The organism is Streptomyces sp. NRRL F-5123, assembly GCF_000721495.1.
GTDB lineage: Bacteria > Actinomycetota > Actinomycetes > Streptomycetales > Streptomycetaceae > Actinacidiphila.
In genome coordinates, this window is record NZ_JOHY01000069.1 from 1 (window position 1) to 23,273 (window position 23,273).

The 23,273-nt window shown below is 72.4% G+C and carries 15 protein-coding genes and 1 pseudogene; 7 read left to right on the forward strand and 9 right to left on the reverse strand.

Annotated elements, in window-relative coordinates:
* Positions 1-921: 921 nt before the first annotated feature.
* The 3 genes from IH54_RS0134350 to IH54_RS0134360 all read left to right on the forward strand — a co-directional run bounded on the left by IH54_RS0134350 (position 922) and on the right by IH54_RS0134360 (position 4,601).
* On the forward strand, positions 922-2,445 hold the full coding sequence (locus IH54_RS0134350) for a glycoside hydrolase family 43 protein (RefSeq protein ID WP_199923511.1): 1,524 nt from the start codon (positions 922-924) through the stop codon (positions 2,443-2,445).
* 381 nt (positions 2,446-2,826) lie between these two features.
* Positions 2,827-3,543, forward strand: a complete 717-nt coding sequence (locus tag IH54_RS0134355; protein ID WP_031524612.1) for a G1 family glutamic endopeptidase — start codon at positions 2,827-2,829, stop codon at positions 3,541-3,543.
* A 230-nt stretch (positions 3,544-3,773) separates the two neighbouring features.
* Positions 3,774-4,601: a class I SAM-dependent methyltransferase gene (locus IH54_RS0134360; protein WP_031524615.1), complete on the forward strand. Its 828-nt coding sequence runs from the start codon at positions 3,774-3,776 to the stop codon at positions 4,599-4,601.
* Between the two features lie 34 nt (positions 4,602-4,635).
* Here IH54_RS0134360 and IH54_RS0134365 read toward each other — a convergent pair whose 3' ends face one another.
* The 4 genes from IH54_RS0134365 to IH54_RS0134380 all read right to left on the reverse strand — a co-directional run bounded on the left by IH54_RS0134365 (position 4,636) and on the right by IH54_RS0134380 (position 9,584).
* Positions 4,636-5,178, reverse strand: coding sequence for a TetR/AcrR family transcriptional regulator (locus IH54_RS0134365; protein WP_031524618.1), 543 nt, complete (start codon positions 5,176-5,178; stop codon positions 4,636-4,638).
* On the reverse strand, positions 5,175-6,683 hold the full coding sequence (locus IH54_RS0134370; RefSeq protein WP_078862744.1) for an MFS transporter: 1,509 nt from the start codon (positions 6,681-6,683) through the stop codon (positions 5,175-5,177). Before IH54_RS0134370 ends, IH54_RS0134365 begins: the two co-directional genes overlap by 4 nt.
* A gap of 160 nt (positions 6,684-6,843) precedes the next feature.
* Positions 6,844-7,905: a hypothetical protein gene (locus tag IH54_RS0134375; protein WP_234344170.1), complete on the reverse strand. Its 1,062-nt coding sequence runs from the start codon at positions 7,903-7,905 to the stop codon at positions 6,844-6,846.
* Between the two features lie 239 nt (positions 7,906-8,144).
* Entirely contained in the window at positions 8,145-9,584 is a 1,440-nt protein-coding gene (locus IH54_RS0134380; RefSeq protein ID WP_052398189.1) for an MFS transporter, read from the reverse strand.
* 94 nt (positions 9,585-9,678) lie between these two features.
* On the opposite strand from IH54_RS0134380, the gene IH54_RS0134385 reads away from it, so the two are divergent.
* On the forward strand, positions 9,679-10,632 hold the full coding sequence (locus IH54_RS0134385) for a helix-turn-helix transcriptional regulator (protein WP_031524626.1): 954 nt from the start codon (positions 9,679-9,681) through the stop codon (positions 10,630-10,632).
* Positions 10,633-10,660: 28 nt separating this feature from the next.
* Here IH54_RS0134385 and IH54_RS0134390 read toward each other — a convergent pair whose 3' ends face one another.
* Positions 10,661-11,650 carry a zinc-dependent alcohol dehydrogenase family protein gene (locus IH54_RS0134390; protein ID WP_031524628.1) on the reverse strand — a complete coding sequence of 330 codons (990 nt, stop codon included), beginning with the start codon at positions 11,648-11,650 and terminating at the stop codon, positions 10,661-10,663.
* A gap of 86 nt (positions 11,651-11,736) precedes the next feature.
* Here IH54_RS0134390 and IH54_RS0134395 point away from each other — a divergent pair, with 86 nt between their 5' ends.
* The gene (locus IH54_RS0134395; RefSeq protein WP_031524630.1) at positions 11,737-12,111 is read left to right on the forward strand and encodes a winged helix-turn-helix transcriptional regulator; all 375 of its coding nucleotides are present in this window, start codon (positions 11,737-11,739) and stop codon (positions 12,109-12,111) included.
* Positions 12,112-12,337: 226 nt separating this feature from the next.
* Here IH54_RS0134395 and IH54_RS0134400 read toward each other — a convergent pair whose 3' ends face one another.
* From IH54_RS0134400 to IH54_RS40605, 4 genes are all read right to left on the reverse strand, one after another.
* The gene (locus IH54_RS0134400; protein ID WP_031524632.1) at positions 12,338-12,763 is read right to left on the reverse strand and encodes a PPOX class F420-dependent oxidoreductase; all 426 of its coding nucleotides are present in this window, start codon (positions 12,761-12,763) and stop codon (positions 12,338-12,340) included.
* Positions 12,764-12,822: 59 nt separating this feature from the next.
* Positions 12,823-13,791, reverse strand: coding sequence for a hypothetical protein (locus IH54_RS0134405; RefSeq protein WP_234344171.1), 969 nt, complete (start codon positions 13,789-13,791; stop codon positions 12,823-12,825).
* Positions 13,792-13,836: 45 nt separating this feature from the next.
* Positions 13,837-14,904 (reverse strand): DUF5954 family protein, encoded by a 1,068-nt coding sequence (locus IH54_RS0134410; RefSeq protein WP_052398190.1) that lies wholly within the window; start codon positions 14,902-14,904, stop codon positions 13,837-13,839.
* 119 nt (positions 14,905-15,023) lie between these two features.
* A complete protein-coding gene (locus tag IH54_RS40605) occupies positions 15,024-15,479 on the reverse strand; it encodes a hypothetical protein (protein WP_031524635.1) in 456 nt (151 codons plus the stop codon).
* Between the two features lie 395 nt (positions 15,480-15,874).
* On the opposite strand from IH54_RS40605, the pseudogene IH54_RS0134420 reads away from it, so the two are divergent.
* Positions 15,875-18,226: pseudogene (locus tag IH54_RS0134420) on the forward strand (GH92 family glycosyl hydrolase); the annotation flags it as partial.
* A gap of 959 nt (positions 18,227-19,185) precedes the next feature.
* A complete protein-coding gene (locus tag IH54_RS0134425) occupies positions 19,186-23,151 on the forward strand; it encodes a GH92 family glycosyl hydrolase (RefSeq protein WP_199923512.1) in 3,966 nt (1,321 codons plus the stop codon).
* The last annotated feature ends 122 nt before the right edge of the window (positions 23,152-23,273 follow it).

Consider the following 23,273-nt stretch of genomic DNA (forward strand, 5'->3'; position numbering starts at 1 on the left):
CCGGTCGAGGATGGTGGAGTAGGTCGAGTCGCCGAGTCTGCCTGCTGCTACGGCTGTGCCGAAGTACCGGCCGGACTGGGCGGCCGCGGAGCCGAGCGAACCCGCCGCCGCAGCATGGGGCGCTGTCACCGCGATGCCGACGAGAGCCGTGGTGGCGCTCACTGCCACACCGGCGACCGCCGCAACCGCCTTTCCGGGCACACGGCGATGTCTGTTCAACCAAGACATGCTGGTCTGTTCTCCTTCGTGTGGGGGGAGGGCACCGAATGGCGTTGGTGCCCTTCTGCAACCGCGAGCCGGGCTCTGTCGGCCCGCCGCAAGGGAGACGTGTGGGATCAGCGGCCGGGATGTGAGTTGAGCGCTAACAATCTGGTGGTCCTCTCCTGCTCCGGGCGAGCGGCGCCGTGACGGAGCCGCCTGCCCGTGCTGTGACAGATCCCGGTCGGGAACGGAGGTCCCTGCCGCCTGTGGCGGTGGCCCTGATCTGTACCGAAAAGATTTCGGACGTCGTGCGATTGTTTCGGGCACACTAGATCTGCCGTTGGGGCACGTCAATACATCGCGCACAAAGGGGTGGTGGCGCCTTCCTGGCCCTTGTGCTCCGAAGGGGGTGCCCCGTATGGGCGTGCCCCAGGCATGTGCGCGAAAGGTTTCGACCATGAGGGTGGATGTTTCGGTAGCTGTCGCAGATGCGGTGCGGGGGCGCGCCGGCTGTTGACGCGAGAGGATCACCGGTCGTAAGTTGCCCGTGAGACATGCGCTGGGCCGTGAGGGGCGGGTGCGGAATGTTAGCGCTCACTTGGTGTCTGCCCGTGTCGCCCACCCCTCATCGGTCGGCGGGCGTGCGCCGACCGCGGATACCGGGCGGGAACCGGCGGACGGGTACTCACCTTGTTTCGGCATGCGGAAGGGATCCACCCAGTGCACGTGTACGACAACCCTGTGATCAGCGGGTTCCACCCCGATCCGAGCGTGTGCCGGGTGGGTGATGACTACTACCTGGTGTGTTCGAGCTTCGAGTACTTCCCGGGCCTGCCGATCTTCCACAGCAGGGATCTGGTCAACTGGCGGCAGATCGGCAACGTCCTCGACCGCCCCGGACAGCTGCCGCTCCCGGTGCCCGGTGCGATGGCCTCCCGAGGCCTGTACGCGCCCACGATCCGCCACCACGACGGCCGCTTCTGGGTGATCAACACCAACGTCAGCTCCGGCGGGAACTTCATCGTGACCGCCGAGCGTCCCGAAGGCCCGTGGTCGGATCCGGTGTGGGTCGACCTGCCCGGTATCGACCCGGACCTGGCGTGGGAGGAGGACGGCACCTGCTGGGCGGCCTTCACCGTGCCCGGCATCCACATGGCGCGGATCGACCCGCTCACGGGCGAGGTCCTGGAAGGCCCCTTCCCTGCCTGGTCCGGCACCGGACTGAAGTGGCCCGAGGCCCCGCACCTCTACCGCATCGGCGAGTGGTGGTACCTCCTGATCGCCGAGGGCGGCACCGAGCGCGGCCACGCCGTGTCCGTCGCTCGGGCACGCTCGCCGCGCGGTCCTTGGGAGGGCGCACCCGCCAACCCGGTGCTGTCCCACAGCGCCACCGACCACCCGATCCAGAGCACCGGCCACGGCGATCTGGTCACGGCGCCCGACGGCACCTGGTGGATGGTCCTGCTCGGGACCCGGCCCCGCGGCTACACCCCGAACTTCCAGGTGCTCGGCCGCGAGACGTTTCTCGCCCCGGTGGAGTGGGACGCGGCCGGCTGGCCCGTCATGGGTCCCGTACCCGAGCGCCACACCGCACCCGGCGGCGCCTGGCACCCCGTCCCCGCCCTGCCCGCCCGTGACGACTTCGACGCCGCGGAACTGGCGCCGCACTGGATCTCCCCCTACGCCCGCCCCGACGACTCCTGGTCGCTGACCGAACGCCCCGGGTGGCTCACGCTCACCGCCACCGGCCACACGCTGGACCACCCCGGCTACACCTTCGTCGGCCACCGCCAGCAGCATCACGACTGCCGCGTCACCACCCTGCTCGACCCCGGCAGCGGACGGGGAGGCCTGAGCGTCCGCATGGACGAGGCCCACCACTACGACCTGGAGGTCGGTGGGGGAGAGGTCGCCGTTGTCGCGCGCATCGGACCCCTGCGCCAGACCGTCGCCCGCCGCGCGGTTCCGCCCGGTCCGCTCACCCTCACCGTAACGGTACGCACCACCGAGGTCGTCCCGCCCTCCCCGGAATTCGCCGGCATCGAGCCCACCGGCCCGGACACCCTCGCCTTCTGGACCGAAGACCCCGACGCCCCCGGTGCCCGGCCGCTGGCCGAGTTGGAAGGGCGCTACCTGTCGACCGAGGTCGCCACCGGCTTCACCGGCCGCGTCATCGGCATGTACGCGCTGGAGGGCACCCTCGCCTTCGACTGGTTCGCCTACGAACCGCAGCACACCGACTGACACCACGCGGTCGCGCCGCACCGGCCGGGCGGATGTGACGAGTACGCCCGGATGAGCCGGGCCCGGTCCTGCTCCAGGTTGTCGAGGTACGTCCCGGGCTTCGCCGCGAAGTCCGGAACGTACACCTGCACGCCGAGAGGGGACGGGCTCGGCCACCAGCGCGCGCACGAACGCGGCCGAATCCGCCGTCGGGTCGTTCCACGCGCCGACTCCGACCCACTCCCGCCCAGAGGCGACGCGGAATGCGTTCGGCGGGGCCCTGCACCGAGTGCATATTGACAGGTGCATGGCGATCAAAGATTCTGTACTGCCGCCCCAAGTCCCCTACGCGGCCCGGGGGTCGGCGTTTTGAGCATCCTGAACCCCCATGAAGGAGCCAGCATGCGCAGATTCCTGTCACGCTTCGCCACCGTTGCGGTAGCGGCGGCCACCCTTGCCGCCCCCGCCGTGCCGGCCGGTGCGGCGGCCGCACCGGGACTGTCCTTCCGCCCCTTGCACTACAACATCAACGGCTACAACTGGGGCGGGTACGCTGCCACGGGGAGCGGCTTCACCTCGGTCTCGGCGACCTGGACCGAAGCGAACGCGACCTGCAACTCCACCGACGACCTCTACGCGCCCTGGGTCGGCATCGACGGGTACGGCTCGTCCACCGTGGAGCAGACCGGGGTGGCGACCGACTGCTCCAGCGGCAGGCCCGTCCACCAGGCCTGGTACGAGATGTACCCGGCGAACCCGGTCTACCTGAGCCTGAGTTCGTACCCGGTGTCGGTCGGCGACAACATCACCGCCTCGGTGACCTACGCCGCGAGCAACAAGTACACCCTGAAGTTGGTCAACTCCTCGCGTGGCTGGACCTACAGCACGACCAAGTCCCTCTCCGCCCGGCGGGTCAGCGCGGAGGTCATCATCGAGTCGCCGACCGGGGCCTACCCGAACTTCGGCACCCTCAACTTCACCTCGGCCACCGTCAACGGAAGCTCCCTCGGGTCCTTCGGCCCGGTCGCGCTCGACCCGTCGAACGGCGCTTACGAGGCCCGGACCGGCGCGCTCGGCTCCGGCGGCACCAGCTTCAGCGAAACGTACCTGCGGGAGTAGCCGCACCGGCGCTGGGGCGCTCGGCGCCCCAGCGCGACGAAGGGGGTTCTGCCGGATGCCGAGGGGAAGCGGCAGACGGCCGAGCCGTGGGGGTCGGCGTGGGACACGCTGCCCGCGAAAAGCCCGGTACATCCGCTCCGGGCAGGAGCGGATGTATCCGCTCCGAGGTGTCGGCAGCTGCTGGTAAACGAGTGGCGTCTTCGTGGCCGGGCCCCATAGCTTGTGCGCTCGTGACCGACGACCCGAAGCCGCCCCCGAATTCCCACGACCTCGGCCGAGTGTTCAACGAGGTCCCGGAGCTGTACGACCGGGTGAGGCCGGGATACCCCGGCGAACTGTTCGCGGATCTCGTCGCCGTCACCGGCCTGGAAGCCGGAGCGCCGGTACTGGAGGTGGGTTGCGGTACCGGTCAGGCGACGCGTTCGCTGGCAGCGCTCGGATGCTCGGTGACCGCCGTCGAGCCGGGCGCGGACATGGCCGCACTCGCTCGCCGGCGGCTCGCCTCCTTCCGCAACGTCGATGTCGAGACGTCGACATTCGAGGAGTGGGACGACCGTGGCCGACGCTTCGATGTCCTCGTGGCTGCGTCGTCGTGGCACTGGGTCGACCCGTCGACCGGCTGGCGGCGAGCGCACGACGTGCTTTCTCCCGGGGGGTGGACGGCGTTGCTCGGCCACGTCGTCGTCCGCGTGCCAGGCGAGCCGGAGGTGTACGCCGAGACCGCCGATCTGCACGAGCGGTTCTGCCCCGGGAACCCCGGCTGGGGCCGTCCACCGCTGGAGGACGAGGTGCGCACCACCGACGGGGGGTGGGGCCTGGTCGACGATCCCGGGGAACTGTTCGGTCCGACGATCGTGCGCTGGTATCCCACCGTTCAGTGGTTCGACGGGGAGGGCTTCGCCGATCACCTTCGCTCGTTGTCGCTGTATCGGGGACTCGACCGGGAAGTCCGTGAGCCTCTGCTCGACGCCGTCGCCGAGCGGATTCGCACGCGAATGGGCGACCGGGCGTCCCGCCGTTATCTGACCGTCCTGCGTGCTGGGCGGCGTGCCGAGTGAGGCCGGTGCCCCGGACCCGCCGGGCAGGGCAGCGTCACCCGAGCATGTCCAGCACGAGGTGGACGACCTCGTCCGTGTCGGCCTCGGCCAGCGCGCTGAACGCGCCGCCGTGGCGTGACAGGACGATGCCGACGAAGGCGGCCACCATGAGTTCCGCCCGAAGTTGCGGGCGGTCCAGGCCCTCGCGGGTGAAACGCTCGCGCAGCGGGTCCACCAGCCGCCAGTGCAGCTGGTCCGCGGCGGCGGCCTGCACCTCGGGGTCCTCCAGCGGGGTGACCGCGGCCCGGAAGACCGGGCCCGGGCCGCGCCGGTCGACGCGGTCCACCAGCATCAGGTTGCGTTCGGGTTCCAGCAGGTCGGCGGGGCGGGCGTTGGCCCGGTCCAGGTCGAGCACGGCGATGTACAGCTGCGCCTTGCCGCCGAAGTAGCGGGCGATCAGGGCCGGGTCGACGCCGGCGCGTTCGCCGATCTCCCTGGTCGTGCTGCGGTCGAAGCCGCGTTCGGCGAAAAGGCCGGCCGCCGCGTCGAGCAGGAGCTGCCGGCTGCGGGTGGAGTCCCGCCGTTTGGCGGGGCTCACCTGTCGGTCCGGCCCGGTGTCGCGGTGACGCTGTCCTCGGCGCTCTCGGCGTCGGCGATGCTCTCGTCCATCAGCTCCTCGTCCACGGTCACGGGGGCCACCGGGTGCTTGGCCGCGGCCGACCGCCTCGGCAGGACAACCGCAAGGACACCGGTGACCACCCAGATCGCACAGCCCAGCCAGGCGGCGGCCTGGTAGCCGCTGTCGGCCGGCAGCAGCCGACCCGAAGGGGTGTGCGCCTCCAGGACGACGGCGCTCAGCACGCTGCCGGTCGTGTAGCCGATGGTACGCAGAACCTGGTTGAAGCTGATGGCGCTGCCGGTCTCGTGCGCGGGCACGGCGGTGACGATCAGCCCCGGCATCACCGCGAAGGTGCAGCCGACGCCCAGCCCGGCGATGCCCATGATCACGAACAGCTCCCACAGGCTGCCCCGGGCGAACAGGAACATCACCATCGACAGCAGCGAGATCGCGCAGCCGATCGGCAGCACCGCCGCCGTGGAGGTCCGCCGGGTCAGCAGCGGCACCAGCTTGCTGGAGGCGACACTGGCGGCGGAGAACGGCAGCAGCACCAGCCCGGTCACAAGGACCGACGTGCCGAAGCCGTAGCCGGTGGCGCTCGGGGTCTGCACGAAGCGGGTGACCATCGACATCAGCATGTACATCGCCACGCCGGCTATGAGCCCGGCGACGTTGGCGGTCAGCACCGATCGGTTGCGCAGCGTCCGCAGGTCCACCAGCGGGTGCGCGGTGCGCAGCTCGTGGAAGCTCCAGCCGACCAGCAGCGCCAGCGCGAACAGGACCAGGCCCAGCACCCGGGCCGAGGTCCAGCCCCAGACCTCGCCCTCGCTCAGCGCGAGCAGCAGCGAGGCCAGCCCGACGGCGAGCAGCGCCGCCCCCGGGGCGTCCAGCGGCCGCTTCTTCCGCGCGCCGACCTCGGGTACGACCAGCACCGCGGCCAGCAGGGCGAGACCGCTGATGATCGCGCCGAACCAGAAGCCCGCGTGGATGCCCATCGACTCGGTGATCAGCCCGGTGAGGGGGTAGCCGAGGCCCACACCCGCCACGGTGGTGATGGAGAGCAGCGCCACCGCCGGGCGCGACCGCTCGGGCGACAGCACGTCGCGCGCGGTGGCGATGGCCAGCGGGATGAGGCCGAGGCCCACTCCCTGCAGTCCCCGCCCGGCGACGAGGAAGCCGAAGCCCAGCGGCAGCGCCGCCAGCACGCTGCCGGCCAGCACCATGGTGAGCGTCCCCAGCACGACCCGGCGCCGGTGCGGCCCGTCTCCCAGGCGTCCCATCACGGGGGTGGCGACCGATCCGACCAGCAGCGTGATCGTGAGCGACCACTGCGCGTCGGTCAGTGACACGTGGTCCACGTCGGCGATGGTCGGCACCAGCGGAGCCCCCAGGCTGCTGATCACCGCGACCACCGTGCCGAGGAACACCAGCACCGGAACCAGCGCACGCTGCCGCAGGTCGGACCCTGTATGTCGGGCAGTCATCGACGTTCTCCCCATGTTTGTCATCACGTGATGTCTTCATACGATGACATATTTGCGGCGCGAGCCCCAAAACACCCGGGAGCTCACGCCCGGTCCGGTGAAGCCGGAGACGGGAACCCCGGGCGGGAACCCGGGGGCGGGGGGCCGGCCGCGCGGGCGGTCAGGATTCGCGCGCGTGGCGGGCGCCCGCGGTGGCCGCCATGACCTCCTCGGCGGTCTCCCGGATCTCCGGGAGCTCGTCGAGGGTCCGTTCCGCCCGGTCGCGGAGGTCGGCACCGCTGGTGATGCCGATGTCCGCGAGGAGTTCGGCGAACGCCGGCTCATGGGCCGGCTTCAGGTCCGGCGCGTCGGCGGCCAGGACCTTGTGGCAGCGCGCGGCCGTGGCGACGAGCCAGAACACCACCTCCTGGTGGTCGCCCCGGCGCGCCAGGGCGTAGCTCGCGTCGACGGCGATCGGCCGCGCCGCCGCGGTGAGGTCGCTGCTGAAGAAGAAGGGCGTCCTGGACACGGACGCGGCGCAGTCGAACGTGGCGGAGAGCGCGTCGATGTGCCGCTCCACGCGGTCCGCGGTGAGCGCCTGGGCGCCCAGCTGGCGCAGCAGCAGGGGGTAGTGCCCCCGCAGCCCGGTGTCCGTCAGGGCCTCGCGGGCGCGCAGGTAGCGCAGGCGCACCGTGGGGTTGCGCAGCGCGGCCACCAGGATCAGGTGGGCGGTCACGCCGGTGGGGAACAGCCAGCCGGTGACCCGGTCGTGCCAGGGGGCGCGGGTGTCCGGTGCGCGCAGGCCGTTCTCGATCCGCTGCCGTACGTTCTCGCAGCGGCGCCGGACCCAGGTCTCGTCGGCGAAGGCGGCGGCCACCTGCCGCTGCAGCGCGCGCAGCCGGCCTGTCGGGTCGTCGATGACCGTGTCGGTGCGCAGGCCGCCCGCCAGGTGGTAGTCGGCCAGTGCCCTGCCGGCCGGCGCGATCCGGTCCCACGGCAGGTGGGTGACCTCCAGCAGTACGCCGTGGTGGAGGAACTTGCCGAGTTTCAGGCCGCCGACGGGCTGCCGGGTCACCACCACGACGTCCACGTCGCTGCCCAGGGGGAGTTCGCCGAGGGGCGGCATCTCCACCGTGGAGCCGCTGAAGTACGCGCCCACGTAGCCCTCGTAGGCGTGCGCCGCGCTCTTGACCCAGTCGTGCGCGGCGGAACGTGCGGCTGCCACGGTGATGCCGGTTGCCATGCTGGGCGGAACCTCCTCGTGCGCGGGTGGTGCCGACAGCTTGCCGGAGGGCGTGAAATCCCCTTGGCCGCAACCCTCCGGAAGCCGTGGAATTCCTCGGCTCGCGAATCCGCCGGAGGGCGCATAATTCCCCGTTCCGTACGTCTTCGCCCTCTCCCCGGAGCTGGCCTCCCAGCTGTCACACGTCAGCCGCGGCCGGGGAAGCTCCCCGGCCACGGCTGACCCGGCCCGCGGCGGGCTCAGCCCACCAGGGCGGGAGCTTTCGCCGAGTCGGCCGCGGCGCCGCCGGGGTCCGTGGTGCGCGCGGCGCGTCGGGGGAGCGCCGTCATGAGGGTGACGACGACGGCGAGCGCGCCGACCATCCAGAGCATCGCGTGCTCGAACGCGCGGACCGGGGTCGAGCCGGTGAAGGCGACCGAGACCAGCGCCAGGCCGAACGCGTTCCCGAGCTGGTTGGTGGTGTTGATCAGGCCGGACGCCGACCCCGCGTGGTCCTGCGGCACGTCGGACAGCACCGCGTCCGTCAGGGGCGAGAAGATCATGCCCATTCCCAGGCCCGTCACGACCAGCGGCAGCGCCATCTGCCACGAGTGGACGGAGTGCCCGTAGCGGGCGGCCGTCCCGATGTAGAGGAGGGCGCCGCAGGCCGTGATCAGCGCCCCTGCCTGAAGCACCAGGCGGCCGAATCGCGGCACCAGCAGCTGGACCGACATGCCGGCCGAGGCCGAGCACGCGACGGTGAACGGCAGTCCGGTGAGGCCGGCGTGCAGCGGGGACCAGCCGAGGCCGATCTGCATGTAGAGCGTCCAGACCAGGAAGAAGATGCCGCACGCGGCGCCGAAGACGAGCTGGACGCCGATGCCCGCGGCGAAGCTGCGGGCCCGGAAGAGCGCCAGCTCGACCAGCGGGGAGCCGTCCCTGGCCGCCTTGGCCCGCTCGTAGCGGACGAATCCCGCGAGCACCGCGAGCCCGCCGGCCATCATCGCGTACCCCCACAGCGGCCAGCCGTTCTCCCGGCCCTGGACCAGCGGGTACATCAGCAGCAGCAGGCCGACGGTGGCCAGCGTGACACCGATCAGGTCGAGACGGAGCGCGTGCGGGGCCTTCGACTCGTCGATGAAACGGCGGCCCAGCAGCAGCCCGGCAATCCCGAAGGGCAGGTTGATCAGGAAGATCGGCCGCCACTCCAGCCCGAGGATGTTCCACTGGGTGAGCAGCGCGCCGAGCAGCGGGCCCGTGACGGCCGCCAGGCCGATGATCGCCCCGAACAGCCCGAAGACCTTGCCGCGCTCCTCGCCGGAGAAGGTCGCGTGGATGATGGACAGCACCTGGGGCACCATCAGCGCCGCTGTCGCGCCCTGCAGCATGCGGGTCGCCACCAGCATCTCCGGGTCGGCGGCCAGCCCGCACAGCAGCGACGCCACCGTGAAGCCGGCCGTGCCGATCAGGAACACGCGCTTGCGTCCGTAGATGTCGCCCAGCCGCCCGCCGGTGATCAGGCCGACCGCGAACGCCAGGGCGTAACCGGCGGTGATCCACTGCACCGCGCTGAAACCGGCGCCGGTGTCGCGCTGGATGCTCGGGACGGCGACGTTGACGATGGTCGCGTCGACCAGGTCCATGAAGCTCGCCGTCATCACGACGGCGAGAGCGATCCAGCGCCTGCGCTCGGTACTCATTCCTGGGCTCCTGCCTGCCTCGTTCACTGACAGGCCCTATGCTAGAGGTCATGTAGGACAGCCATTGTCCTACTGGGCGCGGACTCTGGACGACATGACGGACACCCCGGCACGACTGCTGAATCTGCTCTCCCTCCTGCAGACCCCGAGGGAGTGGTCCGGTACGGAACTGGCCGAACGGCTCGCGGTGACCACCCGCACCGTCCGGCGGGACGTGGACCGGCTGCGCGAGCTCGGCTACCCGGTCGAGGCCACCATGGGCTCGCTCGGCGGCTACCGCCTGGTCGCGGGCAAGGCGCTGCCGCCGCTGCTGCTGGACGACGAGGAGGCGGTCGCCATCGCCGTCGGGCTGCGCGCGGCGGCGGGCAGCGCGGTGGACGGTATCGAGGAGGCGTCGCTGCGCGCGCTGACCAAGCTGGAGCAGGTGCTGCCGTCGCGGCTGCGGCACCGCGTGGGCGCGCTGGGCTCCGCGGTGGTGACGATGACCGGCGGCGGCCCGCGCGTCGAGCCCGCCGCGCTGACCGCCCTCGCCGGAGCCATCGCCAACCACGAGAGCGTCCGCTTCGCCTACCGCGCGGGGGACGGCGCCGAGAGCCGTCGGCACGCCGAGCCGCAGCGACTGGTCGCCAGCGGCCGGCGCTGGTACCTGGTCGCCTGGGACCTGGCACGCGACGACTGGCGCATCTTCCGGGTCGACCGGCTCGCCGACGTCACGGCGACCGGCGCCCGCGCGGCGCACCGCGTGCTTCCCGCCGCCGACGCGGCGGAGTTCGTCGAGTCCAAGCTGCGGAACCTGTGGCCCACGGCGCCGGCCGTGGTGGACGTCGACGCCCCCGCCGGCGTTCTCCGGTCGAGGCTCGGCCAGGCGCCGGGCGAGGTCGAAGCCCTTCCGGACGGCACGTCCCGCTGGCGGGTGGACGCGGACCGCATCGACTGGATGGCCGTGCGCCTGCTGATGCTGAACCTGCCTTTCCGCGTCCAGTCGCCCCCGGCCCTCATCGACCGGCTCCGCACCTTCGCCGACCGCGCACGCGAGGCGACGGAGTGACGGGGCGCGGCGGCGGGGCGGCGCCGTGTCAGGAAGCCGTCACGACGATCTTCCTCCCTGCGTGCAGCCCCTGCTCGAAGCGGCGGTGCGCCCCGACGACGGTGTCGAGGGAGAACACCTCGTCGTCCACTGCGGGCCGCAGCGCGCCGAGGCGCACGCCCGCCTCCAGGAAGGCCGCCATGCGCCGCACCGCGGCGGCGTCGAGGGTGTGCTCGAAGCTCCGGTAGCTGAAGATCGTGAGCGGCGGACCCGCCGGGAAGGGGGCGGGCCGGGGGTCCAGGAAGCCCGCGGCGACCAACGTCCCGCCGGGGCGGGCCGCCCTCAGCAGATCCTGCTGGCCGGGGCCCCTGACGAGGTCGAGGACGATGTCCGCGCCGGCCCCGCCGGTGTGCCGGCCGACGGCTTCGGCGATGTCCGCCCGGTCGGTGGCGACGACCGCGGCGGCGCCGGCCGCGAGCAGCTCGTCCTCCCTCGCGGCGTGCCGGGTGACGGCGATGGGCACGGCGCCGATCTGCCGGGCGATCTGCATCGCCGCCCGTCCGACGCCGCCGGACGCGGCGGTGACGAGGACGTGGTCGCCGGGCCGCATCCCCGCCTTCTCGACGAGCGCGCCGTAGGCGGTGGAGAAGGCGACCCAGACCGCGGCCGCCTCGGTGGCGCCGAGCCCGTCCGGGCGGGCGACGACGCGGCTCGCGGGGAGCGTTGTGTACTCGGCGTAGCTGCCCCGGACGTTCGCGTCCGGAACGGCCGCGAGGATGACCGGCTCGCCCTTCCTCAGCCCGGTGACCCCGGGCCCGAGCGCGTCGACGACGCCCGTTCCCTCGATGCCGAGGCGGGCGTGCGGCAGGGGGACGGGGGCGGGCGAGGCGCCGGAACGCATCATCTGGTCCAGCGGGTTGACGGCGAACGCCTCGATCCTGACCCGGACCTCGCCGGCCGCAGGCTCTTCGAGGGGCTCCTCGACGACGTGCATGACCTCCGGTCCGCCGAACTCGTCGAACACGACGACTCGTGGCATGGTGACTCCTCCGCATCCGTTACTGGCTGGCTGAACAACGGAAACGCTACGGAGCCCTGCGTTACCTCCTGGTACCTTCGACTGTCATGCAGAACGTGGACGGAGCAACCTCGCTCGCCGACTGCCCCACCCGGCTGGCGGTCGAGATCATCTCCGACAAGTGGGCCGTGCTCGCGCTCTTCGGCCTCAGCCGGGGACCCCGCAGGCACGGCGAGCTCGTCGACCTCATCGGCGGCGTCTCCCGCAAGGTCCTCACCCAGACGCTGCGCCGGCTGCAGCAGTACGGCCTGGTCGACCGCCGCGCCGAAGGGCCGAGGCGGGTCGAGTACAGCCTCACCGACCTCGGCCGGACGCTCGTCGAACCCATCGAGGTCCTGACGGACTGGGCGCGGGAGCACGGCGGGGACATCGCCGACTTCCAGGAGGCGGCGGAAGCCGCCCACCCGTCCTCCGCGGCCTGACCGCCGCGCCCTGACGCGGTGCAGCCGCCCCTCCCGCGACCCTGAGCGAACCCCTGCGCCCGCGAGCCCGCGTGCTCCCCCGAACCCGCAGTACCCCGGCACCGCAGTCGTGGCCCGGCGCCGGGCAGGGGAGCAGCGGGCGTGTCCCGACTTGGGCCCGCAGCCGCTCGTGCCTCGCCACGAGGGCGGCGAGCGTGCCACCAGGAACCGTCGCGGCGGATGCCGTTCAGGCGGCGAGGTCGCTCTGCGCGACGACCTTCTCGATCCTGACCCGGACGACCAGTTCGCCGGGGACGCCGTTGCGGGCGGCGAACTCCTCGGCGCGGTCGGCGCCCATGTAGCGGGCGGCGATCCGGCCCGCCGAGCCGCGGAGCTCGTCCGGGTCCTCGGAGAGGGTGGCGCGGCCCTCGACCAGGACGAAGGAGAAGGGAGGCTGCTCGTCGTCGACGCACAGCATGACCCGCGGGTCGCGGGCCAGCGTGCGGCCCTTCACCGTGTCGCGGCCGGTGTTGAAGACGAGGTCGTCGCCCTCCAGCAGGAACCACACGGGCGCCACGTGGGGGCGACCGTCGGCGCGGGTGGTGGCGAGCTTGGCGGTGCGGGTGCCGTGGGAGAGGAAGGCCCGCCACTCGGTTTCGGTCATCTGGGGCATGGCCCCATCATGGCCGCTCAGGGGGCGCGCACCGCGGCACGCCGCGCCGCTCCGGCGGGTCACGGCAGCGTGACCACCGCGATGCCCTCCGCCTGGACGACGGCCAGGCGGCTGCCGTCGGGGTGCAGGGCGGCGACCGGGGTGAGGTGGCTCTTGCGGCTGTAGCAGAGGGACTTCGTGGGGACGGCCACGTCCGGCCACTGCGCCAGGACGCGGCCGGTCACGGTGTCGAGCAGCCGGGGGTGGCCGTGGAGGGTGACGACCTGGTCGCCGCGGGGGAGGAGCAGCACGCCCGGTTCAGGGACGGGGCTGCGGTGCAGCCAGCGGCGCCCGGACACCGACCAGACGCCGAGGTGGAGGACCGGAAGAGCCTCGGGTTCCTCGTCGGGGCTGTACCACTCCTCCCGGCCGGTGGCGAGCACCAGCCGGTCCGCGTCGAGCCAGCAGCCGGCGCTGACCTCGCCCCCCGTGACCGCCTCGCAGGGCAGCACGCCCTCGCCGTCCAGGGTGGCGGGGTCGGCGAGCGCCTGGGCGGTGTCGAAGACCTGGGCAGTCCCGAAGGGTTGCCAGAACCACCCGATCGACAGGAGGTGCCGGCCGTCCGGGCTCAGGCCCAGCCGGGAGTGGAAGACGTCCTCCGGTTCGCGCGCGCCCGCGGTCAGCCGCTCGCCGCTGCGCGCGTCCTCGATCTGGAGCGTGTGGTACTCGTCGGGGCAGTGGACGACGACGTCGCGGCCGTCGCCGAGCCGGCCGAGCGCCACGGGGTAGTCGAAGGACGTGGCATGGGAGAAGCTGCGGTTCAGCTCCCGCACCACCCGCCGGCCTTCCAGCAGCACGCCCTTGGTGCCGCGCTCCTGATAGACCACGCGGTACGGTCCCGGTGCCGGGACCGTGGCGGCGTCGAAGGGGAAACCCCAGAAGAACTCGGCCGCCCCCTCCGTCCCGTCGGGCCCCCAGCGCCGGCCGCCCGCGGTCCAGGAGACCAGGTCGTCCCCCTGCCACGCCAGCGACCTCGGTGCATGCTGCACCGGGATGAACCGCACACCCACCACCCCCCACCGGAGGCTACCGCCTCAGTGGTGGACGGTGCCGTCCTCGTCGAGGAAGGGGTGGATCCGCTCGGGCGGGTGGATGTCGGTGTCGGACGGGCGCGGCTGCTCGGGCCCGTCGGGGCCCCAGCGCACCAGGCGGCGCATCCGGCAGATCCGGCGGACCGTGCCGTCGACCTCGATCTCGTCGGCGTGCTCCCGGAGCCGGTCGGCGGCCCGGACGAACGCGGACAGGCGGTCGGCCGCGGGATGGCTGCCCGCGGCGACGAGGCTGCGCGCGTCGACGTCGCGGTCGGCGTCGAAGTCGATGATGCCCTGCTTGCGGGGCTCGAACCAGGTCAGCCCGAACTCCAGGGACCGCCGGGCTTCGTGGGCGGTGCAGTGCAGGCCGCCGTCGATGGTCCAGGTGTCGCCGCGCTGCCGCAGGACCCGGAAGGTGGTCGGCAGCAGCACGACGTCCGGGTGGTCCGTGACGGCCCGGGCGGCGTCGCGGAGCACGTCCTGCGGGTAACGGGCCCCGCTGTAGGCGAGGCCGCGCATCGCGAACCGCTCGGCGGCCTGCGTGGGCGTGACCGGGGCCGCGGCGTCCAGCACCAGCCCGTCGTCCACCGCCGCGTCCGACGCGGAACGGTCCCAGCTGACGACGGCGGGCTCGGCGTCGGTCGGGCGGGGCCCCTCGATCCCCTCCGGCCCGGCCCCGGCGTACTCCTCGGCCCGCACCACCCGGTAGCGCCGGCCCAGCACCGTCAGCTCGTCGACGCGCTCGGTCTCCAGCCGGGCGACCGCCGCCAGCAGGGCGCGCCGCTCGGCCCGGTCCTGCGTCTCGTCCCTCGCCCGGAACCACAGCAGCGAGTTCAGGCTGTCCCGGGCGTCCTGGCCGGTCGCGGCCGTCACCGGGGTGACGACCCGCCACCGCGCCGCGCCGCCCTCGTCCTGGACGGCCACCCCGAACAGCGGCCCGCGCACCATGAGCGTCTGCGCGTGCCGTGCCGCGTCGAGCGCGTCGGCCTCGACGACCTCCTCGACCGGGCCGTCCGGATACCGCACCACGACCGGCCACATCCTGTCCGGCCCCACAATGCCCTCAGCCATGCCCCCATCCTGCCGACTCCGGCCCGCCGTTGTTCGCGATTTCCGCCGCGGAACACCTGATCGCGTGTACGGGGCCCGGCCGGAGGCGCCCACCGCTCCGCGCCGCACCCACCGGGCCCTCAGGAGGACGCCGTGCGGGGGCGGTTGCAGCCCATCTGCGCGTTGACCTCCGCCCTGGACCGCGGGCCGTCCTCGGTGAACCAGGAGTCGGGACCGGTGGCGTGGAAGGCCCGGACCTTGGGGAGGTCGAGGAAGTCGTCCATCCCGCCCCCTCCGTCCTCCGCGACGTCCACGTAGACGCTCCACGGCAGCGGACGCGCCGCTGTGGTGGTCGTGAAGCTCGCCGGCGCGTCGACGGTGAAGACGCCGTGCCGCACCGCCTCGGACCTCGGGCCCTTGCCGTTCCACAGGAACGGGCCCTCGCCGTCGCCGCTGGTGCCGCTGCGCAGCTCGACCCCTGCCACCTCGTGGCCGCGGCACAGGGGGTAGGCCACTTCGACCACGCCGTCGACGAGGCGGTAGCCGAAGACGGCGCCCCGGGGATCCCCCATGAAGCAGCCGGACAGGCTCAGCACGCCGCACAGCGCGGCGCACAGGGCGGCGGCGCGCCGGGCGGTCGCTCCCGTACCGGCCTCCTGACGGGACGTCGGCCGCGGTCTTCCGGCCGTGGTGCGCGGCCGGCCGACTCCCGATTCCGGCAGCTCCGCGAGCCCCCGACACCCGGTGGCGGCCGCTCCGTTTGCGGAGCCCGGCGCTGCGACCGCCGCCGGGGCCGTCGAAGGGAACCGGGTGGCGCGGACCGGGCGCCTGGGCGGGCCGCCGAGATTGTTTCCTCCTGCATCATTGACGGCTCGATCTCCGGAGGACAAGATTCCTCACGGCTCACTCACGTGTTCCCGCACCTCAAGTCCCTTGCGTGACAGGCGAACCCGATCGTCTGACAACGTTGTCAGATATGGAGAGAGGACGTATGCCTCCAAGAACGCAGCGCCTGCGCACAGCCGCGGCGATCGCGGCCACCGCGCTCCTGGCGGCCGGGGCGGCGCTCCTGCCGGTCCCGGCCGCGTACGCCGCGGGCGCGGGCGGCGCCCCGGCCACGGGCGATCTCACCCATCTGGTCAACCCGTTCATCGGCACCCAGAACGACGGCAACACCTACCCCGGCGCGGCCGTGCCCTTCGGCATGGTGCAGCTCTCGCCCGACACCGGGCACAACACGGGGTACGACTACGACGAGGACCACATCCGCGGCTTCAGCGCCGTCCACCTGTCCGGCGTCGGCTGCGGCCTCGGCGGCGACCTGCCCGTTCTGCCGACCACCGGGGAGATCACCTCCACCGACTACGGCCGGTACGCCGCGCCCTACAGCCACGCCGACGAGAGCGCGTCACCGGGCTACTACAAGGTCGGGCTCGGAACGGGCATCACCGCCGAACTGAGCGCCACCGACCGCACGGGCTGGCAGCGGTACACCTTCCCGTCGACCGACCGGGCCAACGTGCTACTCAACTCCGGGCAGGCGCTGCACAAGGTCACCAGCAGCACGGTGACCGTGCTCGACGACCGCACCGTCGTCACGTCGATCACCGGCAGCGGCTTCTGCCAGGACACCCGGCCGTACACCCTCTGGACCGAGACCCGGTTCGACCGGCCCTTCGCGTCCTACGGCACCTGGAAGGGCGCCGACGTCACCCCCGGCGGTCGCACCTCCACCTCGACCGGACTCGGCGGCGCCTACGTCCGCTTCGACACCACGCAGGACCGCAGCGTCACCGCGGTGACCTCGCTGTCCTGGGTCGACGCGAAGGGCGCGGCGAAGAACCTCGCGGCCGAGGGCCGCGGCAGCTTCGACCGCACCGCGGCCGCGGCGAAGCAGGCCTGGCAGGACCGGCTCGGCCAGGTCAGGGTGCAGGGCGGCACCGCCGAGCAGCAGCGCACGTTCTACTCCTCGCTCTACCGGTCCTTCCTCGCGCCGAACATCGGCAGCGACGCCGACGGCCGATACACCGGCTGGGACGACGAGGTGCACCGCGGCGACGGCTCGACGTACTACCAGAACTGGTCGCTGTGGGACACCTACCGCACCCAGCAGCAACTGCTCTCGCTGCTCGCCCCGCGCGAGTCGCGGGACATGGCGCTGTCGCTGCTGAAGGTGGCCGCGCAGAGCGGCCAGCTGCCCAGGTGGGGCTACGCCACCGCCGAGACCAACATCATGACCGGCGACCCGGTCACGCCCTTCCTGGTGGACGCCTACCGGCAGGGCCTGCTCAAGGGCCACGAGGAGGAGGCGTACCGCGCGCTCGTGAAGCACGCCGACACCGTCCCCCCGGAGTCCTCGCAGGCGGCGGGGCGGCAGGCCGACGCCGAATACCTCGCAGGCGGCTACGTCCCGTACGCCCCCGAGCATCCCGGCAAGCCCGGTGACAACGATTTCCAGCACGGCCCGTCGGCCACGCTCGAATACGCCCTGGCGGACGCCGCGCTGGGCGGCATGGCCCAATCCCTCGGCCACACCGCGGACGCACGGCGGTATCTGGCCCGCGGTCAGAACTACCGCAGCATCCTCGACCCGGACACCGGCTTCTTCCGCGCCCGCGACACCGACGGCGCCTTCACCGGCCCGGCCGACCCGGCGCAGAGCGTCGGCTTCCACGAGGGCACGTCCTGGCAGTACATGTGGCTCGTCCCGCAGGACGTGCCCGGCCTCGTCGGCCTGATCGGCGGCAAGGACCGGGCCAACGCCCGGCTCGACTCCTTCTTCGCGTACGACCAGCTGCTCGCGGACCCGGCCGGCACCGCGCGGGACGTGTGGGTCAACGGACCCTACGCGTACTACAACCAGGACAAGTACAACCCGCAGAACGAGCCCGACCTCGGCGCCCCGTACACCTACCTGTCCACCGGGCAGCCGTGGAAGACCACCGACGTGGTGCACGCGGCGCTGACCCTCTTCACCGACGCGCCGAACGGTGTGACCGGCAACGACGACCTCGGCACGATGTCGGCGTGGCAGGTGCTCTCGGCGATCGGCGTCTACCCGATGGCGCCCGGCACCGACCTGTGGGGGTTGTCGACACCGCTGTTCAGCCGGGTCGACGTGGCGCTCGACCGGCGCTACTACCCCGGCGGCCGGCTGACCGTCACCGCCCCCGGCAGCTCGGACACCGACCGCTACATCCAGTCCGCGGCGCTCGGCGGCCGCGGCCTGGCCCGCACCTACATCACCACCGGCGACATCAAGGCGGGCAAGGACATCGACCTGACCCTCGGGGACTCGCCCTCGGCGTGGGGCACCGCGCCCGCCGACGCACCGCCCGCGCTCGACACGGCCGCCGCCACCGAGGTCCGTACCGCGGCCGCGGTGTCGCCCGCGTCGGTCGGCGTCCTCGGCGGGGGCACGGCCGCCGACGTCACGGTCTCCGCGGTCCTCACCGCGCCCGGCGCCGCCTCCGGCACCGTCACGGTCACCGCGCCCGCCCCGCTCACCGCGGACCCCGGGCGCGCCTCCTTCCAGGTCACCTCGAACACGCTGCCCGCCACCCACCGGGTGCCGGTGCACATCACCGCCCCCGCGGGCACCCCGGACGGCACCTACCCGGTGACCGTCACGGTGACCCAGGCCGGCGGGCCCACCGCCACCAGGACCGTCCCCGTCTCGGTGACGACGGCGACCTGCGAGGGCCGGGCCGGCTCCTGCGTGCAGGACCTGTCGGCGCAGTACGACGTCGACGGCGTCGGTACGGCCGGTTCGACCGGCGCCGACTTCGACGGCACGGGGACGAGCTTCCCGGCCGAGAGCCTGCCCGCACCCGGCCTCGGCGTCCTCGGCGGGCACGCGTACCGCTTCCCCGACACCACCGGCAGCGCCCCGAACCTCGCGACCGCCCACGGGCAGACATTGCCGCTGGTGCCGCGCAGCTACTCGGCGCTCGACGTGCTGCTCACCGCCCACCACGGGGACGTCGACAGCACCGCCACCGTCACCTATGCCGACGGCACCTCGGCCGACGTCCCGCTCGTCGCGACCGACTGGGCGTCGGGCGCCCCGCGGCTCGGCGAGGACCCGGCGATCCACGCCGGCAGCCGCTACGACGCGCACGGGGCGCCCGACGGCGTCGGCGTCGGCATCTGGCACCTGACCCTCCCGCTGGACAGCACCAGGACCGCGGTCTCGCTCACCCTGCCCGACGACACCCGGCTGGCGCTGTACGCGCTCAGCGGGCGTGACGCATGAGGCCCCCCGAGCAGCACCCCCGGTCCGCAAGGAGAAAGGCAGTACCCATGAGTCGTGGCCCACTGCGCCGCACCCTCACCAGAGCCGCGCTGGCAGGCGTGGTCTCGATGGCACTGACCGTGCCCGCGACCGCGCTCGCGCACGCGGACGCCACGCGGGCGGGCGGCGCCGCCCCCGCCTTCACGACGTCCTTCGAGCCCGGTGACCCGCAGCCGACCTGGACCGACACCGCCGAGACCGACGCCAAGGGCGACCCCGACGTCTCCGGGGTGACCGCGGGCACCCTGCCCGTGCTGCCCGGCAGCGTCAAGGACGAGATCACCGGTGTGACGGCCAGTTCGGACAACCCGCCGAACGAGGTGGCGAAGAACGCCGCCGACGAGGACCCGAACACCAAGTGGCTCACCTTCGCCGCCACCGGCCGGCTGCAGTACCAGCTGTCCGGGGACGTGACGGTGAGGAAGTACGCGCTCACGTCCGCCAACGACTCCCCGGAGCGCGACCCGAAGGACTTCACCCTCCAGGGCTCCGCGAACGGCACCGACTGGACCACCGTCGACACCCGCAGCGGGGTGAAGTTCGCCGGGCGGCTCAAGAGCAACGTCTACGACGTCGCCGACCCCGGCGCGTACCGCTACTACCGGCTGAACGTCACGGCGAACACCAGCGGCTCCATCGTGCAGCTCGCCGACCTGATCCTCTCCGACGGCTCCGCGGCGCCGCCGCCGGTGTCCGGCATGACCACCGAGACCGGCGCAGGACCCGCCTCCGGCCCGAACGTCAAGCCGGGCGTGGGCTTCAGCGGCCTGAAGGCCCTGGAGTACGCGGGCAGCCACACCCGGTCCGGCGCCGTGCACGCGTACAACAAGCTCTACGACGTGCACATCCCGGTGCAGCGCGACACACGGCTGTCCTACGACATCTTCCCCGAGCTGACCGGCGCGGACCTCGCGTACCCGAGCACGTACGCCTCGATCGACCTGCACTTCACCGACGGCAGCTACCTCAGCAGGCTGCGCACCCCCGCGCAGGACCAGAACGGCGTCCCGCTCACCCCGAACGGCCAGGGCGCCGCCAAGATCCTCTACGCCTCGCAGTGGAACGCCGTCGCCTCGGACATCGGCAAGGTGGCCGCGGGCAAGACGGTCGACCGCATCCTGCTGGGCTACGACAACCCGGCGGGCAGCGCGGAGGCGGGCGCGAACACGCAGTTCAAGGGGTGGATCGACGACCTGACCATCGGCGCCGCCCCGGTCCGCGACCCGCACGCGAGCTACGCCGAGCACGTCGACACCCGGCGCGGCACCAACGCGTCCGGCTCCTTCTCGCGCGGCAACAACCTGCCGCTGACGGCCGTCCCGAACGGCTTCAACTTCTTCACGCCGGTCACCGACGCCGGATCGACAAGCTGGGAGTACAGCTACGCGGCGCAGAACGACGCCGCCAACCTGCCCGAGCTCCAGGCGCTCGGCATCAGCCACGAGCCCAGCCCGTGGATGGGGGACCGCGACACCTTCCAGGTCATGCCGTCCGCGGCGACCGGCACCCCGGACCTGAACCGGAGCAAGCGGGCGCTGGCCTTCGACCACAAGGACGAGGTGGCGCAGCCGCACTACTACGGCGTCACCTTCACCAACGGCATCAAGGCCGAGATCGCGCCCACCGACCACGCGGCGGAATTCCGCTTCACCTTCCCCGGCGACCACGGCGACCTGCTGTTCGACAACGTGAACAACAACGGCGGCCTCACCTTCGACGCCGCCGCGGGCACCCTGGACGGCTGGTCCGACGTCAACACCGGCGGCGGCGAGGCCGCGACGCGGATGTACGTGCACGCCGAGTTCGACCGCGCCCCGGGCACGGCCGCCAAGGTCACCGGGCAGGGCCGCGACAACGTCACCGGCTACGCCGCCTTCGACACCTCGGGCTCCCGGACGGTGACGATGCGGATCGCCACCTCCTTCCTCGGCGCCGACCAGGCGAGGAGGAACCTGGACCTGGAGATCCCGAAGGGCACCTCCTTCGACACCGTGGAGAAGAACGCCGAGCGGCAGTGGAACGCCAAGCTCGGCAAGGTCGAGGTGCAGGGCGCGAGCGACGACCAGCTCACCACGCTCTACTCGAACCTCTACCGGATGAACCTGTACCCCAACTCCGGCTACGAGAACACCGGTACGGCCGCGAAGCCGGTCTACCGCTACGCCAGCCCGTTCTCCCCGGCCACCGGTTCCAGCACGCCCGCGCAGACCGGCGCGAAGATCGTCGACGGCAAGGTCTACGTCAACAACGGCTTCTGGGACACCTACCGCAGCGAGTGGCCCGCCTACTCCCTGCTGGAGTCGGACACCGCCGGTGAACTCGCCGACGGCTTCGTGCAGCAGTACAAGGACGGCGGCTGGACCGCCCGCTGGTCCTCCCCGGGCTACGCCGACCTGATGACCGGCACCAGCTCGGACGTGGCCTTCGCCGACGCCCTCGCCAAGGGCGTCGGCAACTTCGACGCCAAGGCCGCGTACGAGGCCGCCGTGAAGAACGCCACCGTCGTCCCGACGGCCGGCGGCGTCGGACGCAAGGGCCTGGACACCTCGGTGTTCAACGGCTGGACCAGCACGTCGGTCGACGGCAGCGTCTCGTGGTCGCTGGACGGCTACATCAACGACTACGGCATCGGCCGGATGGCCGCCAGGCTCGCCGAGGACCCGCACACCTCCAAGGCGGACCGCGAGCGCTACCAGGAGGAGTCGGCGTACTTCCTGGGCCGCGCGCAGAACTACACCACCCTCTTCAACGAGAACGTCGGCTTTTTCGAGGGCCGCAAGGCCGACGGTTCCTGGCGCGTCCCGGACGCCTCGTACGACCCGCAGCAGTGGGGCAACGAGTACACCGAGACCAACGCCTGGAACTACGCCTTCACCGTGCCGCAGGACCCGAACGGCCTCGCCGCGCTCTACGGCGGCCAGAAGGGCCTGGAGAAGAAGCTCGACGCGTTCTTCGGCACCCAGGAGACCGCGGACGGCGACGCGGGCGGCTACGGCGGCACCATCCACGAGATGATCGAGGCCCGCGACGTGCGGATGGGCGAGCTGGGCATGAGCAACCAGCCGTCCTTCGGCATCCCCTACATGTACGACTACGCGGGCGCCCCGGCCAAGACCCAGGCCGCGGTCCGCGAGATCCAGCAGCGGCTGTTCACCGGCAGCTCCATCGGGCAGGGCTACCCGGGCGACGAGGACAACGGCGCCACGTCCACCTGGCAGATCTTCAGCGCGCTCGGCTTCTACCCGCTCCAGACCGGCAACGACAACTACGTGATCGGCTCCCCGCTGTTCACCGAGGCCACCGTCCACCTGGACAACGGCCGCAGCATCGTCGTCAACGCGCCCGACAACAGCGGCAAGAACGTCTACGTCCAGTCCCTGAAGGTCAACGGCAAGCCGTGGAACAAGGTGTACCTGACGCAGGACCAGCTCGCGTCGGGCGCACGGCTGGACTTCACGATGGGCTCCCGGCCGTCGTCGTGGGGCACGGGCAAGGACGCGCTGCCGCCGTCCCTGACCGCGGCCGGTGACACCCCGCGGCCGCTGGCCGACCTGACCGGCGCCGGCAAGGGCACCGCCGCCGCGGGCGACGGCACCGACGTGACCGCGCTCTTCGACAACACCTCGAAGACCGCGGCGGCCCTCCCGTCCACCGACGCCACCGTGCGGTACACCTTCGCCGGTGGCACCGCAGGGAAGTCCGCGCGCGAGGCCGCCTTCTACACCCTCACCTCGGGCAGCACCGCAGCCGCTCAGGACCCGAGGAGCTGGCAGCTGCAGGGCTCCGCCGACGGCGTGCACTGGAGGACCCTGGACACCAGGACCGGCCAGGCCTTCACCGACCGCCTGCAGACCCGGCCGTTCGAGATCGCCCACCCCGGCGCGTACACCTCCTACCGCCTGGTGGTGACCGCGAACAACGGCGACCCGGGCACGACGTCCCTGGCGGAGGTGGAGCTGCTGGCCCGCGGCTGACGCTCCGTCGTTCGCAACCGGCCCGGCGCCCGGGGACACGTCTCCCCGGGCGTCAGGGCTCGCGCTGCGGCGCGCCCGGGCGGCCGGCCGGGTGTGACGCCGTGTCCCGCGGCGGCCAGGGG